This is a genomic window from Acinetobacter sp. LT1, from assembly GCF_059800965.1.
The window spans coordinates 23,730-38,967 of record NZ_JBBAXE010000019.1 but is presented as its reverse complement, the minus strand read 5'-3'; the positions used below and the strand labels follow the sequence as shown (position 1 = coordinate 38,967).

General features: G+C 37.2%; 19 protein-coding genes and 1 riboswitch. Of the genes, 12 read left to right on the top strand and 7 right to left on the bottom strand.

The window, feature by feature from the left end; all coding sequences use genetic code 11:
* The 4 genes from WBW42_RS16075 to WBW42_RS16060 all read left to right on the top strand — a co-directional run bounded on the left by WBW42_RS16075 (position 1) and on the right by WBW42_RS16060 (position 3,368).
* Positions 1-486 carry a molybdenum cofactor biosynthesis protein MoaE gene (locus WBW42_RS16075; protein ID WP_032055877.1) on the top strand — a complete coding sequence of 162 codons (486 nt, stop codon included), beginning with the start codon at positions 1-3 and terminating at the stop codon, positions 484-486.
* A gap of 23 nt (positions 487-509) precedes the next feature.
* Positions 510-1,433 (top strand): bifunctional molybdenum cofactor biosynthesis protein MoaC/MoaB, encoded by a 924-nt coding sequence (moaCB, locus tag WBW42_RS16070; RefSeq protein ID WP_000799986.1) that lies wholly within the window; start codon positions 510-512, stop codon positions 1,431-1,433.
* Complete coding sequence (locus WBW42_RS16065; RefSeq protein ID WP_032055880.1) at positions 1,433-2,668, top strand: molybdopterin molybdotransferase MoeA; 1,236 nt, start codon at positions 1,433-1,435, stop codon at positions 2,666-2,668. The genes moaCB and WBW42_RS16065 overlap by 1 nt, the downstream gene beginning before the upstream one ends.
* 217 nt (positions 2,669-2,885) lie before the next feature.
* On the top strand, positions 2,886-3,368 hold the full coding sequence (locus tag WBW42_RS16060) for a winged helix-turn-helix transcriptional regulator (RefSeq protein WP_002115697.1): 483 nt from the start codon (positions 2,886-2,888) through the stop codon (positions 3,366-3,368).
* A 16-nt stretch (positions 3,369-3,384) separates the two neighbouring features.
* Here WBW42_RS16060 and WBW42_RS16055 read toward each other — a convergent pair whose 3' ends face one another.
* The gene (locus tag WBW42_RS16055) at positions 3,385-4,773 is read right to left on the bottom strand and encodes an aminotransferase-like domain-containing protein (protein ID WP_032070664.1); all 1,389 of its coding nucleotides are present in this window, start codon (positions 4,771-4,773) and stop codon (positions 3,385-3,387) included.
* A 123-nt stretch (positions 4,774-4,896) separates the two neighbouring features.
* Between WBW42_RS16055 and WBW42_RS16050 the strand changes: the two genes are divergently transcribed.
* Entirely contained in the window at positions 4,897-5,760 is an 864-nt protein-coding gene (locus WBW42_RS16050; RefSeq protein ID WP_025465973.1) for a DMT family transporter, read from the top strand.
* 2 nt (positions 5,761-5,762) lie between these two features.
* Here WBW42_RS16050 and WBW42_RS16045 read toward each other — a convergent pair whose 3' ends face one another.
* Genes WBW42_RS16045 through tusD form a run of 4 tightly spaced genes read right to left on the bottom strand, consistent with a single transcriptional unit; the run spans position 5,763 to position 7,158 of the window.
* Positions 5,763-6,074, bottom strand: a complete 312-nt coding sequence (locus WBW42_RS16045) for a TusE/DsrC/DsvC family sulfur relay protein (protein ID WP_032055884.1) — start codon at positions 6,072-6,074, stop codon at positions 5,763-5,765.
* A gap of 18 nt (positions 6,075-6,092) precedes the next feature.
* Positions 6,093-6,377 (bottom strand): hypothetical protein, encoded by a 285-nt coding sequence (locus tag WBW42_RS16040; protein ID WP_032055886.1) that lies wholly within the window; start codon positions 6,375-6,377, stop codon positions 6,093-6,095.
* Between the two features lie 17 nt (positions 6,378-6,394).
* Complete coding sequence (locus WBW42_RS16035; protein WP_032055888.1) at positions 6,395-6,745, bottom strand: hypothetical protein; 351 nt, start codon at positions 6,743-6,745, stop codon at positions 6,395-6,397.
* Positions 6,746-6,789: 44 nt separating this feature from the next.
* Positions 6,790-7,158, bottom strand: a complete 369-nt coding sequence (gene tusD / locus WBW42_RS16030; RefSeq protein ID WP_002115623.1) for a sulfurtransferase complex subunit TusD — start codon at positions 7,156-7,158, stop codon at positions 6,790-6,792.
* Between the two features lie 65 nt (positions 7,159-7,223).
* On the opposite strand from tusD, the gene galE reads away from it, so the two are divergent.
* The 3 genes from galE (at position 7,224) to WBW42_RS16015 (ending at position 10,545) form a co-directional block, all read left to right on the top strand.
* The gene (galE, locus tag WBW42_RS16025) at positions 7,224-8,231 is read left to right on the top strand and encodes a UDP-glucose 4-epimerase GalE (protein WP_014207002.1); all 1,008 of its coding nucleotides are present in this window, start codon (positions 7,224-7,226) and stop codon (positions 8,229-8,231) included.
* A 116-nt stretch (positions 8,232-8,347) separates the two neighbouring features.
* Positions 8,348-9,742: a class II fumarate hydratase gene (gene fumC / locus WBW42_RS16020; RefSeq protein WP_005068873.1), complete on the top strand. Its 1,395-nt coding sequence runs from the start codon at positions 8,348-8,350 to the stop codon at positions 9,740-9,742.
* Positions 9,743-10,098: 356 nt separating this feature from the next.
* On the top strand, positions 10,099-10,545 hold the full coding sequence (locus WBW42_RS16015; protein WP_017385987.1) for a DUF6097 family protein: 447 nt from the start codon (positions 10,099-10,101) through the stop codon (positions 10,543-10,545).
* A 165-nt stretch (positions 10,546-10,710) separates the two neighbouring features.
* Here WBW42_RS16015 and WBW42_RS16010 read toward each other — a convergent pair whose 3' ends face one another.
* Positions 10,711-11,004 (bottom strand): hypothetical protein, encoded by a 294-nt coding sequence (locus tag WBW42_RS16010; RefSeq protein ID WP_002115649.1) that lies wholly within the window; start codon positions 11,002-11,004, stop codon positions 10,711-10,713.
* Positions 11,005-11,179: 175 nt separating this feature from the next.
* On the opposite strand from WBW42_RS16010, the gene WBW42_RS16005 reads away from it, so the two are divergent.
* The gene (locus WBW42_RS16005) at positions 11,180-11,881 is read left to right on the top strand and encodes an alpha/beta fold hydrolase (protein WP_032055891.1); all 702 of its coding nucleotides are present in this window, start codon (positions 11,180-11,182) and stop codon (positions 11,879-11,881) included.
* Here WBW42_RS16005 and WBW42_RS16000 read toward each other — a convergent pair.
* Positions 11,876-12,139, bottom strand: coding sequence for a hypothetical protein (locus WBW42_RS16000; RefSeq protein WP_032055893.1), 264 nt, complete (start codon positions 12,137-12,139; stop codon positions 11,876-11,878). The genes WBW42_RS16005 and WBW42_RS16000 overlap by 6 nt on opposite strands.
* Positions 12,140-12,367: 228 nt before the next feature.
* On the opposite strand from WBW42_RS16000, the gene WBW42_RS15995 reads away from it, so the two are divergent.
* The 3 genes from WBW42_RS15995 (at position 12,368) to WBW42_RS15985 (ending at position 15,204) form a co-directional block, all read left to right on the top strand.
* Positions 12,368-12,811 (top strand): BLUF domain-containing protein, encoded by a 444-nt coding sequence (locus WBW42_RS15995; RefSeq protein WP_032055894.1) that lies wholly within the window; start codon positions 12,368-12,370, stop codon positions 12,809-12,811.
* Positions 12,812-13,052: 241 nt separating this feature from the next.
* On the top strand, positions 13,053-13,544 hold the full coding sequence (locus WBW42_RS15990; protein WP_002115670.1) for a hypothetical protein: 492 nt from the start codon (positions 13,053-13,055) through the stop codon (positions 13,542-13,544).
* A gap of 150 nt (positions 13,545-13,694) precedes the next feature.
* Positions 13,695-13,783, top strand: a riboswitch (glycine riboswitch).
* A gap of 176 nt (positions 13,784-13,959) precedes the next feature.
* Positions 13,960-15,204 carry a D-amino acid dehydrogenase gene (locus WBW42_RS15985; protein ID WP_032055896.1) on the top strand — a complete coding sequence of 415 codons (1,245 nt, stop codon included), beginning with the start codon at positions 13,960-13,962 and terminating at the stop codon, positions 15,202-15,204.
* The last annotated feature ends 34 nt before the right edge of the window (positions 15,205-15,238 follow it).

Below are 15,238 nucleotides of genomic sequence, written 5' to 3'. Positions count from 1 at the left end.
ATGCGAGATTTTGCACGTATTCAAGAGCAGGTTTTAAGCTTAGATACTTTTGATCCTATTGAATCTTTTCCAGAATGCGGTGGAATTGATATTTTTATGGGTACAGTTCGTAATCACCATGAAGGTAAAGCGGTTAAGGCGTTGAAATATACCTCTTATAAACCGCTTTCTGAAAAAATGATACGTGAAATTGAACTGGAAATTGAGAAAAAGTATCAGGTATCTTATGTGCGAGTGGTTCATCGGATTGGGCATCTAGATGTCGGTGAAACAGCAATCATTGCAATTGCTTATGCAGCCCATCGCCGTGAAGCTTTTCAAGCATGCGAAGAAGCGGTTGAGCGAGTAAAACATGAAGTGCCGGTGTTTAAAGAAGAGTTCTTTGCAGATGGTACGAGTCACTATGTAGAGGGTTGTTGTATTCGTAAGGATGCACCGCACGAACACAAACATCACCATCATGCCGGCCATGAACACTCACACTGAAATAAGCAAGACTAGGATAAATAATGAAAAACGTAGGAATGAAGCCGGAGAGTTATCGTGTTGCTGAAGCACAAGCAATTTTATATGCACCACCGCACTGTATTGAATTATTAAGACAGGGGAATACCGAAAAAGGGGATGCGTTAAAAACTGCACGTGTTGCAGGGATTTTGGCAGCAAAACGAACTGATGAGCTGATTCCTTTGTGTCATCCACTGCCGATTTATCGTGCAGATGTTGAATATGAACTAGAACATGATTTTGTAAAGATTATTACCGTGGTGGAAACCATTGGTCCAACTGGCGTAGAAATGGAAGCCTTAACGGCTGCAAGTCTTGCAGGGTTAACCATTTACGACATGTTAAAACCGCATTGTGAACCAGAAGAACTCTGGATGGATCAATGTAAATTGCTTAAGAAAAAAGGTGGCAAATCACACTTTAAGCGAGTTCTTCGTCAGCCTGTTTCGGCTGCGGTTATTGTGTTGTCGGACACCGTAGCAGCAGGTAGAAAGCCCGATACTGCCGGAAAATCTGTGGTTGAAACTTTAACAGAAGCAGGATTCGATCCAATCCATTACCAAATTTTGCCAGATGAAGCGGATACTTTAAAAAACTTAGTGCTTGAGTTGAGCAAATCATATGCTTGCATTATGACGGTTGGTGGGACAGGAATTGGTAAGCGTGACATTACAGTTGATACGCTAGAACCACTTTTAGAACGAAAGCTAGATGGCTTAATGGAAGCTGCTCGTTCATTTGGACAAAAACGCACGCCATACGCTGCAATGTCGCGTGGAGTAGCTGGTTTTATTGATCGTTCTTTAGTGGTGACTTTACCGGGAAGCCGTGGTGGAGCAAGCGAATCAATGGCTGCTATTTTACCTGCCTTAGTCCATATTTTTGATGTTTGCCGTGATCTACCACATCCGGGAGGCTATGAGTAATGACTGGTTGTGGTGCAGAACGTGGATTGATTAGCGTAGATGAAGCAATTGAGCTGATTAGTAACCGACCTAAAAAATTAGGTTCAATTCAGCAACCTCTTCAAAATAGCCTAAGTGGGTATCTTGCTAAAGAAATTTATTCAGAAATTAACCTACCAAGCTTTTCTCAAAGTGCTGTGGATGGCTATGCACTTTGTTGTCATGCCGAAGATTTAAATAATCAAAAGTTTCAGGTTACTGGTGAGATTCGTGCTGGAAGCGAAAGTCATGACATTTTGAGTGAAGGTCAAGCAATTCGTATATTTACGGGCGGCAAAATTCCTGAAGGGACAACGCATGTAGCTCGGCAAGAAATCGTATCGGTTGTTTCGCCTCAAGAAATTTCGTTAACTGAACATATTCGTCCTCAAGCTGATATTCGTTTTACTGGCGAAGAAATCCAGCAAGGGCAGTTACTTGCGCAAGTTGGACAATTTTTGAATATTGGAAGTTTGGCTGCCTTAAGTATGGCGGGTGTACAAACGGTTGACGTTTACCGTGCGCCGAAAGTAGCTGTTTTGATCACGGGTGATGAAGTTGCCGAAAAAGCAGAAGATCTAGCTGAAGGTAAAATCTTTGATGCAAATGGCCCATTACTAAAAGCTTGGTTTGAAGATTATGGTTTAGATATTGAACTCATTCATGTGGCAGATGAGGCAGAGCAAGTCACGCATTACTTTAATGAGTTAAAAGATAGCCATGATGTCATTATAACGACAGGTGGAGTCTCTGTAGGTGATTATGACTTTGTTCGGCCATGTGCTTTTGAAGTTGGTTTTGAACAGATTTTTTGGAAAGTAAAACAAAAGCCGGGCAAGCCACTTTTTTTTGCTGAATATTCTCATCCAGAAACAGATCACTACTGTTATTTACTGGGATTACCGGGTAATCCGGCTGCGGTCTATGTATCAATGCAAATTTACGGTAAAGCATTGCTTGATACTTTACAGGGAAACTCGGCAGGGCCGGAGTGGTTTAGTGCAATTTTAGATCATGATTTAAAAGAAGATGCGCGTGAACGTTTTCTAAGAATGCATGCTTATTTTGACAATGGACAACTTAAAGTTAAAAGTCTGACAAAACAGCAATCACACATGCTCAGTAATTTAATGCAGGCCAATTGTCTGGTGCGAATCCCAGCAAGTGTGAAACTAGAAGCAGGTCATATTTTGAAGGGTGTATTCATCTCAAATTAATGATGAATAATAATAGATATAACTCACTATACAATTGGGTGAGTTATATTTGTTAAGTGAATTTATATAATAGCTTTCTATTTTTTTATAATAAAAATTCTTTTATAAAGTTGATAAGAAGTTATTTTTATAATGAATCTTGCATAACTCGTAGTAAGTGGTTTAGGGTATAAACAATAGGGCCATTAGGCTAGGAAATATCGAGGAACGCATAAAGATGAAATGGGATGACATCGGTGATCAACCTTGTTCGGTTGCTCGTATGCTATCAGTGATTGGCGATCGATGGACGATGCTAATATTACGTAATGCTTTTATGGGAATACGCCGTTTTGACGATTTTCAAAAGTCATTAGGTGTCACTCGTCATGTCCTTTCGGATCGTTTAAAGCGGTTGGTTGAATATGAAATTTTAGTCAAATCTCCTTATTTTGATCGTCAGGAACGCTTTGAATATAAATTGACTGATAAAGGTTTTGAACTTTATCCAATTATTTTATCTATGGCGAATTGGGCTGATAAATGGATGGATCAAGGTTTAGGCAAACCTTTAGAATATCGTCATAAAACTTGTGGTCATAAATTTGAACCAGTCATGGTATGTTCGGTTTGCCGTGAACCTTTACATGCAAAACAAGTTCAGGTTTCAGCTGGGCCGGGCTACTTTGCATATATGCAGCAAAAACAGAAACAAGCTTAATTTCTCTTATTGCCAACTAAGGCTCTTGTTGAATTGCATCAGCCAGAGTCTTATAGATATGGTCATGATTTGACTGTGTTACATTAAAGCGTATGAATTGACCAGCATTGGAAGCTTGGCTAAACGCGTTTCCTGGCGCAAGAATAACCTGATGATTAATACAATATTTTGCAATTTCTGAAGCTTCAACTCCCTTTGGCAAATGACACCAAACAAAAATTCCAGCTTGAGGCTTAATCCATGGTTTTATACCCAAAGGTTCTAACTGAGTAATGGTATCGTGCATCGCTTTTGCTAATCGGACCTTTAATAATTCTATATGTTTACGATAAGAACCATCTGTTAAAGCACTTAATAAAACTTCAGCTGATACACCATTGTGAGAAAAGCTTGTGGCAATTTTCAGGTCGGTGAGCTGATCAATCCATTCTGGTTTAGCAATGATATAACCACAACGAATAGATGCCGATAAAGTTTTAGAAAAACTCCCAATAAAAATGACACGTGAAAGATTATCCAAAGCAGCAAGCCGAGGAGCAGGGCTATATTCAAAGTCTGAGAAAATATCATCCTCAACAACAATCAAATTTGATTGTTCAATAAGTTTTAATAATTGATGCGCCGTAGAAAGAGAAAGTACTGCACCAGTCGGATTATGAATTCCTGAGTTGGTGATATAAAGGCGTGGATTATAAGTTTCAATTGCTTCTTTAAATGCCTCTAAGTCAGGACCTGTTGGTGTGTAGGGAATACCAATAACTTTGACTTGATGGACTTTAAGTAATGCATGAAAGTTGAAATAACAAGGATCATCAATAAGAACGACATCATTCGGCTTTAATAAAAATCGGCAAACCAAATCAATTGCTTGAGTTCCAGAGTCTGTTAAAAGCACTTGATTAAGATTTGCATTGATACCTTTTGCTTGAGCACGTCTTGCCAGTAAATCACGTAGAGCTGGTAATCCTAATGGCGTTGAATAACCCATCAAACAATCATCTGGGCTTCTTGCAGCCGACCTTAATGCTTTACGAATACTATCTAATGGCATCCAGTCATCAGGTAACCAACCGCAGCCGGGTTTAAAAACATCTGATTTTGCTTCTAAAGATTGACGTGAAATCCATAATGGATCGACTGAGCGATCTAATTTAGGACCTAATTCGCTTAAAGAAAGAGGGGCAAGCGGACCAACAATATAAAAACCAGATCCAGTTCTTGATTCGATTTTGCCTAGAGCAATTAATCTTTCATAGGCTTCTACAACCGTTGATACAGAAAATCCAAGGTTATTTGCTAACTTACGAACGGAGGGTAAGCGTGCTCCAGGCATTAAAGACCGATTTTTTATTTGTTGCTCAATCTCAGAAATGACAATTTCAATTTTGGTTTTGTTCTGTTTCACTGGCTTACAATCCGAACTGTACTGGTTATTAATGCATTACAGTTCTTTTGAATTGTACTGCTTTGTATCTGGTTTATTCACCTTAGCACAGCTTAAATTCTTCGTATAGTGACGGAGAAAATTATGAATAGGTTTATGAATGGCTGGGTGAATGGTTTTATTGGCGTGGCTATTTTTGCGGGATCACTACCAGCAACACGTGTAGCCGTAATGGGGTTCGAACCGGGTTTTCTAACTGCGGCACGTGCGGCAATTGCAGGTATTTTAGGCCTTATTCTTATTTTGGTTTTAAAACAAAAAAAACCAGCCAAGCAAGATTGGTGGCCTCTTGCCATCGTCTCTTTAGGCGTGGTGATAGGTTTTCCTCTATTTACAGCGCTTGCTCTCCAATACATGAATGCGGCTCATTCAATCGTTTTTGTTAGCCTTTTACCTCTCGCAACTGCAATATTTGCTGTACTGAGAGGCGGAGAAAAACCCAATCAATTTTTCTGGATATTCGCAATCTTGGGGAGCGCGGTTGTATTTGCTTATATGTTCTTCATCTCTGGTGATACCTCACTTGGGATAGGAGACTTTTATATGTTGATGGCAATTATTTTATGTGGTTTTGGCTATGCAGAAGGCGGTGTACTTTCAAGAAAAATAGGGGGGTGGCAGGTCATTTGTTGGGCGCTAATTTTATCATTACCGTTTATGCTATTTCTGACAATTTTCTATATGCCGGCTTCATTTCAGAGCGTATCTACATCAGCTTTAGTAGGTCTTATTTATGTGTCTTTATTTAGTATGCTGATAGGTTTTTTCTTTTGGTACAAAGGGCTTGCTCAAGGAGGAATTGCTGCTATTAGCCAACTACAACTCTTACAACCTTTAATGGGATTAGGTATTGCTGCGGTCTTGTTACACGAACAAGTAAGTTGGTCAATGTTGGTGGTTACAGCAGCAACGATTTTATGCGTCGCTGCCGCCAAAAAGTTTACCTAATTTTATAAGCAATTTGCTGGTTTAGGGATCCCTGCTAAACGACTTAAGTGACGCGCCACTAAACCAGTATTGAATTGTTGCTGTAAAACTGCATTATTAATATCTGGACTAACCATTTTCATTAAAAATTTAATCAGCGGGCGAGTTGCTGGAGAGTGTCCAAACTGTTGATAAAACTGACGTACAGCTGCTAAAACTTCAAAATGCCAATCGGTGAGTTCGAGATCAAGTGACTTGGCAAGTTCTTGCGCAACTTCAGGATTCCAGATTGTGTAATCAACCAAATGACCATCTTGGTCTAATTCTAAATTCATGAAACCAGCCTAAATATATTATTTAAGAGAAATACAACGATTAAATGTTAAAACCAGATCTGCAAATTGATCATATTCCAATACATTTAGCTGAACTAAAGTATCCGTATCGATTAAATCCTTTTCGATGCTTAAACATGAAACAGATTCAAATGGTTGAATCATTTCAGCAGAAAGGTGTGCAACTGAATCACCCATAAAAACAATTTGGTCACCTACCTGAAAAAGATTGCGTAATTCATCAATAATTTTCGGCGTAGAATGGTAAGAAGATTGCACAAGATAAAGTGTTGACGGATTCATTAAACTTACACCTTAATCTACCAATATAGAACATGATCAAAAGATTGAATAAACTCAGCATTCAACTGAACGAATTCAATTTCTTGTTTGGTTTTTTGTACAAGAGGATGCTGCTGATTTTTACTTTCAATCAGAATAGGGCTCAAGTCGTAGAACTCAAAACTTTCGACCATATTTGAGGCCACTTTGAAAGCCTGACAAAATTGATCAAAGCTCAAATCATTTTGCAGAAGACTAAGAGCTGCATCTTTCAATAATACTTTGACTGGTGAGCCAAAGGTTGCTAAAACCATAGTAGCAGAAAGGCTTTCATTGATTTGAAGACTGGTTAAATTGGCTTGGCTTAAAATGACGAGTACAGATTTCACACAATATACCTTTTAAAAGCAACAATCTAAGCAAACAAAGTAACTTAAAATTGAATAAGACGAGATGCTGACTGTACTGCATCAGCAAGTTCACCTAACCCGACAAGTTCAAAGTCTTTGGCAAGGTTGTGATGAGTAAGGTGATGACGACTGGCATTTTCTGCATCTGTAATACCACGAGCGAGGGCAGCACTCACACAAACAGGAAGACGAATCGCAAGCTTTTGCCATTCATGCGTTAAATTACGCTGGTCGTCAGGAACCCATTGAAAATCATTAGCAACCTGCACGCCATCTTGGTAAAAGAATACACGGAAGTCTTCATTTTTACTTTTGAGTGCCTGAGCAAGTCCTAACGCATGCCAAGCATGAATGGAAGTAGGAGCAGAGGTAATTAGTAGTAATGTACTCATTGAGAATTCACTATGGTCATACGTCTAAATGGGCGTAGATACATTAAGAGAAAGGTAAGTATACAATGATTTTAGTGACAGGTGGTTTAGGCTTTATCGGTTCACACATTGCGTTGAGTCTAATGGCTCAAGGGCAAGAGGTGGTAATCGTCGATAATTTGGCTAATTCAACCTTGCAAACTTTGGAGCGGCTAGAATTTATTTCTGGTATGTACGTTCCATTTGTCAAACTTGATGTACGCAATACACCAGCGCTGAATAAGGTGTTTGAGCAATATTCAATTGATGCAGTTATTCATACTGCCGGATTCAAATCAATTGAAGAATCTAACCTTAAACCTCTTGAATATTATAATGATAATGTTAGTTGTATCATGAGCTTGCTTCGTGCCATGCAACGTACGGGTGTTCGTCACTTCATTCATCTGTCTAGCCTTGCAGCTTATGGGAAATCTGGCTTGCAGTTGAGTGAAACAGAAGAATTTAATTATGCTTATCCTAATCCCTACATTAAGTCTCAACAGATGATTGAAGAAATTATCCGTGATACTTATAAAATTGACCATGAGTGGAAAATTGCGATCTTACGATTGTCTAATATCGTAGGTGCATTTGAACATGGGGTACTCGGAGAGTATGTCGCTCAGCTCCCTAAAAATATTGTTCCGCTTGCGATGCAAGTCGCAGCAATGCAACGTGATTTAATTGAATTACAAGATCAAGCTGAAACGTCAGATCATACGACTGAACGTAGTTTTCTACATGTTTTAGATTTATGTGAAGCTGTCATTGCGAGCTTACATTGGCTACGTGAACAAACGCATTGTTGTGAGGCATTTAATATTGCACATGACCAAGTTCATTCAATTCGTCAATTACTCGATGAAATTTCACAAGTTACTAAAGCTGAAGTTCCTACACAATCAGCAATTTATAAACATGTCGAGTTAGATCAAGTTGGGGCTAATATTGAGAAAGCAAAAACCTTATTGCAATGGACACCGAAGCGCCCATTAAAACAAATGATCGAAGATGAATGGCGCTTCTATCAAAATACTTTAAATGGAAGATGAGATAATGATTCTTATTTACAATACTGGTATGCTTGAGTACGATATTCAAAATTAACTAGCCAGAGCAAACACTTGCTTCAGCCCGTGAGTTCTTTATTGAGATAACCGAGGTTTCTATGCAAACACGAATTGAACATGACACTATGGGTGAGATTGAAGTTCCAAATGAAGCATTGTGGGGGGCACAGACTCAACGCAGCTTACAGAACTTTAAAATCGGGCAGGAACGATTACCCCGTGCCATGATTCGAGCGATGGGTTTGGTAAAAAAGGCTGCTGCAATAACCAATGCTGAACTTGAACAACTACCACAAGATTTGAGTCAATATATTGTGGGTGCTGCTGAAGAGGTAATTGATGGCAAGTGGGATTCCCAATTTCCTTTAGTTGTCTGGCAGACAGGTTCTGGTACGCAAAGTAACATGAACTGCAATGAAGTGATTGCCAATATTGCAAACCAGAAATTAGGACAAGCCTTAGGTGCCCAAAAACCAGTACATCCAAATGATCACGTTAATCGTGCTCAATCAACAAACGACTCCTTTCCAACGGCCATTCACGTGGCAGCAAGTTTGCAAATTAATGAATTACTCATCCCTGCTGTAGAGCAGCTCAAAGCGACTTTGCAAAAAAAGTCAGATGAGTTTCAGGATATTGTCAAAATTGGCCGTACCCATTTGCAAGATGCTACTCCATTAACCTTAGGTCAAGAATTTAGTGGCTATGTATCACAGCTTGAGCATGGATTGGTTCGACTACAACAAGCTTTGAGTGGTTTATATGAGTTGCCATTAGGTGGCACAGCGGTAGGTACAGGATTAAATGCACATCCTGACTATGCAGTAAAAGCAGCAGCTCAGCTTGCATTACTCACAGGTTTACCTTTTGTAACCGCGCCTAATAAATTTGAAGCACTAGCAGGACGGGACGCCGCTGTTTTTGCATCAGGTGCATTAAAAACTTTGGCTGTAAGCTTAAACAAAATTGCGAATGATATTCGTTGGCTGGCAAGTGGACCTCGTTGTGGTTTTGGTGAAATCCGTATTCCAGAAAATGAGCCTGGTTCAAGCATTATGCCTGGGAAAGTAAACCCAACACAAAGTGAAGCAATGACCATGGTTGTTGCGCAAGTGCTTGGAAATGATACGACCATTAACGTAGCAGGTGCTTCAGGTAACTTTGAATTAAACGTCTTTATGCCAGTGATTGCTTATAACTTATTGCAATCTATTCAGTTACTTGGTGATGCATGTAATAGCTTTAATGATCACTGCGCGGTGGGAATTGAGCCTAATCGCGATAAGATTGATCACTTCTTGCATAATTCTCTGATGCTAGTTACAGCTTTAAATCCAGTAATCGGCTATGAAAATTCTGCAAAAGTTGCAAAGACTGCTTATAAAGAAAATAAAACGTTGAAGCAGGTCGCTGTTGAGCTTGGTTTGGTTACAGCGGAACAATTTGACGAAGTAGTTAAACCTGAAAAGATGGTTTCACCAAATAGTAAGTAATCTATGTAAAAATAACCATATTTTTAGAAACTCAATCAATAAAAAGGCACTTTTGAGCTATTTCAAAAGTGCTTTTTATTTTAGTAATTCGAAATACTTAACTCCTATGAAAACTTACTTTTTAATAATCGTATAATTCAGAATAAAATATCAATCGTTCTCATAGTGTAAAAAAATTGAGAAATATAGTGAGAGGAAGCTATGTTTAGAAATCTTTGGAACATTTTCGGCTTCTCGTATTTCTTTTGAATATTTTTTAACTCAGCTCAATTTATTACTTTTGTGTTAAAAATTGCTTTTAATCATAAAATTTGCCTTAAAATCCATGGTTTTACTAATTACATTCTGGTTTTTCTATGGGAAATTTAACAATTTTAGGTGAGGCATTAGAAAGTGCAGAAATCTTGAAAAACGTTCAATATCATATTAAAGACAACAGATTACCTATATCATTAAAAGATGATTTGAATAAGCAAATTATTGAAGTTGAAAAATATTTTGGAGAAGATGATTTTGAAAAACTAGAAGTTAAGAAAAATAAAATCAATATATGGACAGGAGTTCTTGCGGTTCCAATATTGATTTATTGTATTGCATTATTCTTAAGTCGATATGTACATAACTTTGGTATCAATATTGATGTAGATGTCTTAAATCATATGTTGTTCGATAATATATTTAAATATATTTGGATTGTCATAATTTATGCAGTCATATTCTTTGGATTGATTGGATACTTTTATATACTTAATAACCAAAGCAAAAAATTAATTGAAAAGAATGTGAATAAACTTCTTAGCTAAATATGTTTAAAATCTTTAAGCATACAATATGCTGTGCACTCTATTATCTGTATATACAGATAAATCATTAATAAAAGTGTACGCGCTAATATTTATATAAAAGCCCTCAAATGAGGGCTCTTTTGGGGTGGAAGGATTTAGCTTGTATCTTGAAATTAGAAAATATCAAAGTAAGCCGTCTATGTATTCCCAACCATGAGATTTCATAGCTTCAAACTTCTTTTTTAGCTCTTCTTTTTCGTACTCATGTATATCGCGTGCTAAAAGAACATGATATGAGTTAGATTCTGGTTCTATAGTCACTTCAATAATCTCTACTGGTTCAATCACTCCACTCTCAGTTAAACCAGAGTCTATAAAACACATTCCTTTTACAGGAATAACAGTACAATCATATTCCTTAGAAATAAAATAATTATTTGCTGAAGCGGAATACGTACGTGATGCTCTAACTTTCATGTGTACCTCCTTCTCAAGCATAAAAAGGGAATGTTTTAGTCTGGCGTGCTTCCACAGTTATTTCTGTTTAATTTATATAGTGATTTTATTTTTTACTTCAATATTCTAATTATAGATTTTTTATTAGCATAAAATGCTGTTAGCTATAATTTACAAGTAAGGTATTAAAAAACTTATGAATCAAAAGACACTTTCAGTTGTTTTAATTCCTGGTTATATGCTTGATGAATCTCTCTGGAATGAACTCATAGATGAAATGCCTAAAGAGTGGAATATATCTCGAGCTACTTTAAAAGAAGGAAAAACAATAAAAGAAATTGCTCAAAAAATTGTTGAAAATGCGCCGGAAAGCTTTGTACTGATTGGATTCTCACTTGGAGGATATATCGCCAGATCTATAGTGGAGCAATTTCCTGAAAAAGTTAAGGCGCTTGTTTTAATAGCGTCTTCACTACGCTCAGATACAGAAGAGCAGAAAAATCAAAAGTTAACTGCAATTAAACTTAACTCTAGGAAAAATTTCCATGGGCTAAGCTCAATATCGATTGAAAAAACACTTCATCCATCAAATGTGCAGAATCGTACTCTTGTAAAAAGAATCCAAGAGATGGGGAAAGCTTTAGGTTATGAAGAATTCGTTAAACAATCTATGTTAGATAGAAGTTCTTATGATATGAGCAAAATCACATGTCCAACTTTAATTATTTCTGGCGCTGATGACCAACTGCGCTCTAAGGAAGAAGCCATAGAATTATTAGATCAATTGCGACATGCAAAGCTTGAGATAATTAAAAATACTGGTCATATGATTCCGATGGAACAGCCAAAAGCATTGGTTACAGTGATTTTAACTTGGTTAAGTACTTATCTTTCATGAGGGCCTAACTTTTGTTTTCTTCGTCAGAATCTTAATAATCCTGAAAACTTGATTACCAAGTTTGATCTTTTGGTGAATGGTTGCATGATCAAGCTGATCCCATAACTCAAATGGAAAAAACTCTGAACTATGATCAAATATCCATAACCATTGGTAGCTATTGTTAAGGGTACTCTTATCAAAACGAACATCTTGAACTTTAATAATCTTAAACTGTTTATGATGTTCGTCTTGAAGAATAACTTCATGATTCTCCATTAGACATCCATACATTAAAGATAATTTTCAATTGTACTAAAATTAATAGTGTCTAATTAGCTTGTTAGGTTGGCATTAATTTACAAAAGATTTCGGGTTGTTAAAGTTTGTCATTTTCAAAAAGAAAATAATCTTTACTTTTGAAATACAAGGTTTTAAATAGCTTACATTGTAAGAAGAGAGGGTAGATGTCAGAATGGACATTAAAATCTATCTTCGAGTATCGCTATGAGTTTAATAGGCTTTATGTATGCAAGTAAAACCAATAGTGAACATAGTCAAATAAAACAAGATTTAATTGATATTCTCACAGAAGCTGTCAAATTCAATTCACATAATGATATTACAGGAGTGCTTTACTATGGTAATGGATACTTCTTGCAGTATTTGGAAGGTGAGAAAGAACAGGTCGAATCGCTATTTTATAAATTAATTTTGAAAGATTCGAGACATCAGAACTGTGAAATCATCTTTTCAGAACCATCCGAACAACGGCTATTTAAACATTGGAGTATGAAATTTGCTCCCATTAACACGAAAATAAAAGAGTTCTTTCATTATCATCATGTTGATGAGTTTAATCCTTATCTGCTTAACACTACCTCTATTCCGTCTTTTATTGAACTGCTTGTAGATCAGCCAAATTATAAAGTTGATCAATATCAAGGTTAACCGAAACCAAGAATTACAACGGATTTTTGATGTTCTATTTAAAGTTAAGCTCTCTTCGGAGAGCTTTTTATCACAAAGACTGAAACTTTCACTAATTAATGGCGAATTGGCGTTGAATAAGCCGTCATAATTGTTAAAATGCCCACCTTGTCCTGTTTTTATATTGTTTTTTGTTTTGCATGTATTTCGCAAAGTTAGAGATAAAATTATTAAAAACAGCTGCTTAGTTAAGGATTTTTGAATGCTCTCTATTTATTTAACAGATACCCAGCAACACGTGCAATTTAATGATTATCCTAGTGATCAGCCGGTTAAGTTTCTGTTAAATCTTAAAAAGATTTTCCCAAGTACAGCGGATTTATTATTACCAGTTTTACCTGAAGATAATGATCTAGAAAACGTAACGTGGGAATCAACCTCAAAAGATTTTGAAGTTTTTAAAAAGCTATTAGCGGGATGGGGCGTTATTGAGCTTCGTTTAAACGCAATTACTGCTTACAAAGATAAAAACTTTGCAAATGAGTTAGTGAAACAAGCACAGGTAAAACGTAAGAAAACAGCCCAAAAGAACCATCAGCTTTCTTTAGTTGCTTTGGATTATATTTTTATGCACGAAGTTCATGCATTGATTGATGCTGAACTGGTCACTATTGGTGAGAAATTCTACTTACCAACCTTGCGTGAGCAATGGAAGGGTACGGTTTCAGACCAAGTGCTCAACGGAAAACTCTAATTTAAGTGTAAAAGGTGAATTTATAAAAATTCACCTTTTTTATTTTCTAATTAAATCAGTGCCTTATAATTTTAAGATTGCTTATACAAAAGTTTACAAGAAAAGAATGCGTTTTTTTCAATGTGGCAGATACATTGCTTATATAAATACAAAATTATTGCGGGAGAGAGGTTCATTAAGAACCCGCCGAAGGAGCAACAAGCCCGGAAACTCTCAGGCAAAAGGACTGTAATAATTAAAAAATCTGGAGAGAAGCTTAGATTTATAAGAATGGAAAACAATAACTTATAAATTATAAACTCACCGAAGGGGAAGATCTAAACGTTAAAAGGTAACGTTGGGGTCAAAACTCTCAGGTACCAATGACAGATGGGCTGTACTGATGAAATGTTTTTGCATTTCTGAGGAGTCTGTTATGCCACATGTTATTGTGATAGGTGCGGGAATCACAGGGGTTACCTCTGCTTATGAATTATCGCAACTGGGTTATCAAGTCACAGTGATTGATCGACATTTATATCCTGCAATGGAAACATCATTTGCCAATGGAGGGCAATTATCGGCTTGTAACGCCGAAGTATGGAACCAAAAAGCCACCGTGATTAAAGGCTTTAAATGGATGAGACAAAAAGATGCTCCTCTATTGTTGAACCCTTCATTTAGTCTGCATAAGTATAGTTGGCTAGTTGAATTTCTATCACATATTAAAAACTATGAAGCGAATACGATTGAGACGGTCCGTTTGGCATTACTCGCTCGTAAGCGTTTGTTTGAAGTTGCTGAAAAAGAGCAGCTTGAGTTTGATTTGGAGAAACGTGGAATCCTCCATATGTATCACAGTAAGGCTGACTACGAGATTGCTAAACAAGTTAATAACGTATTGAACAAAGGTACATTGGAACGCTATTCGGTTTCACCTGATGAAATGAAAACAATAGAGCCATCTTTGACAGGTGACTATTTCGGCGGCTATTACACGCCAAGTGATGCGACGGGTGATATTCATAAATATTCAACCTCTTTGGCTGAGAAGACTAAAGAATATGGCGTTCAATATAAGTTCGGCCTAGAAGTTATGGATATTAAGTGCGGCGCAGATAAAGTAGTCGTAACTTGTCAACCAAGTGCTGAGCATCCTTATCTGGTTGAGTCCGATAACATTCAGCTAGAAGGTGATGTACTTGTTGTTTGTGGTGGTGTAGGGAGTTATCAACTTGCCGATATGATTGGTGAGCGAGTAAATGTGTATCCAGTAAAAGGTTATTCAATTACCGTGCAATTAAAAGATGAGCACAGCGTAAAGAATGCTCCTTGGGTGAGTTTACTAGATGAAAGTGCAAAAATTGTGACTTCTCGTTTAGGTAAAGATCGACTGCGTGTGGCAGGGACTGCTGAGTTTAATGGCTATAACCGCGACATACGGGCTGATCGTATTCAACCATTAGTGAATTGGGTTAATCGTAACTTTGATATTTCAACTGAGCATGTGGTGCCTTGGGCAGGGTTAAGACCAATGATGCCGAATATGCTGCCTGTTGTTAAGCAATCTAAACAACCTCGTGTTTTTTATAATACAGGGCATGGGCATTTAGGTTGGACTTTGTCTGCGGCAACCGCAGTTTTAGTCGGTCAGGATATTGCTCAAAAATATCCAGCGTAGAAAGTAAAAAGCCAGTGTTCAAACACTGGCTTTT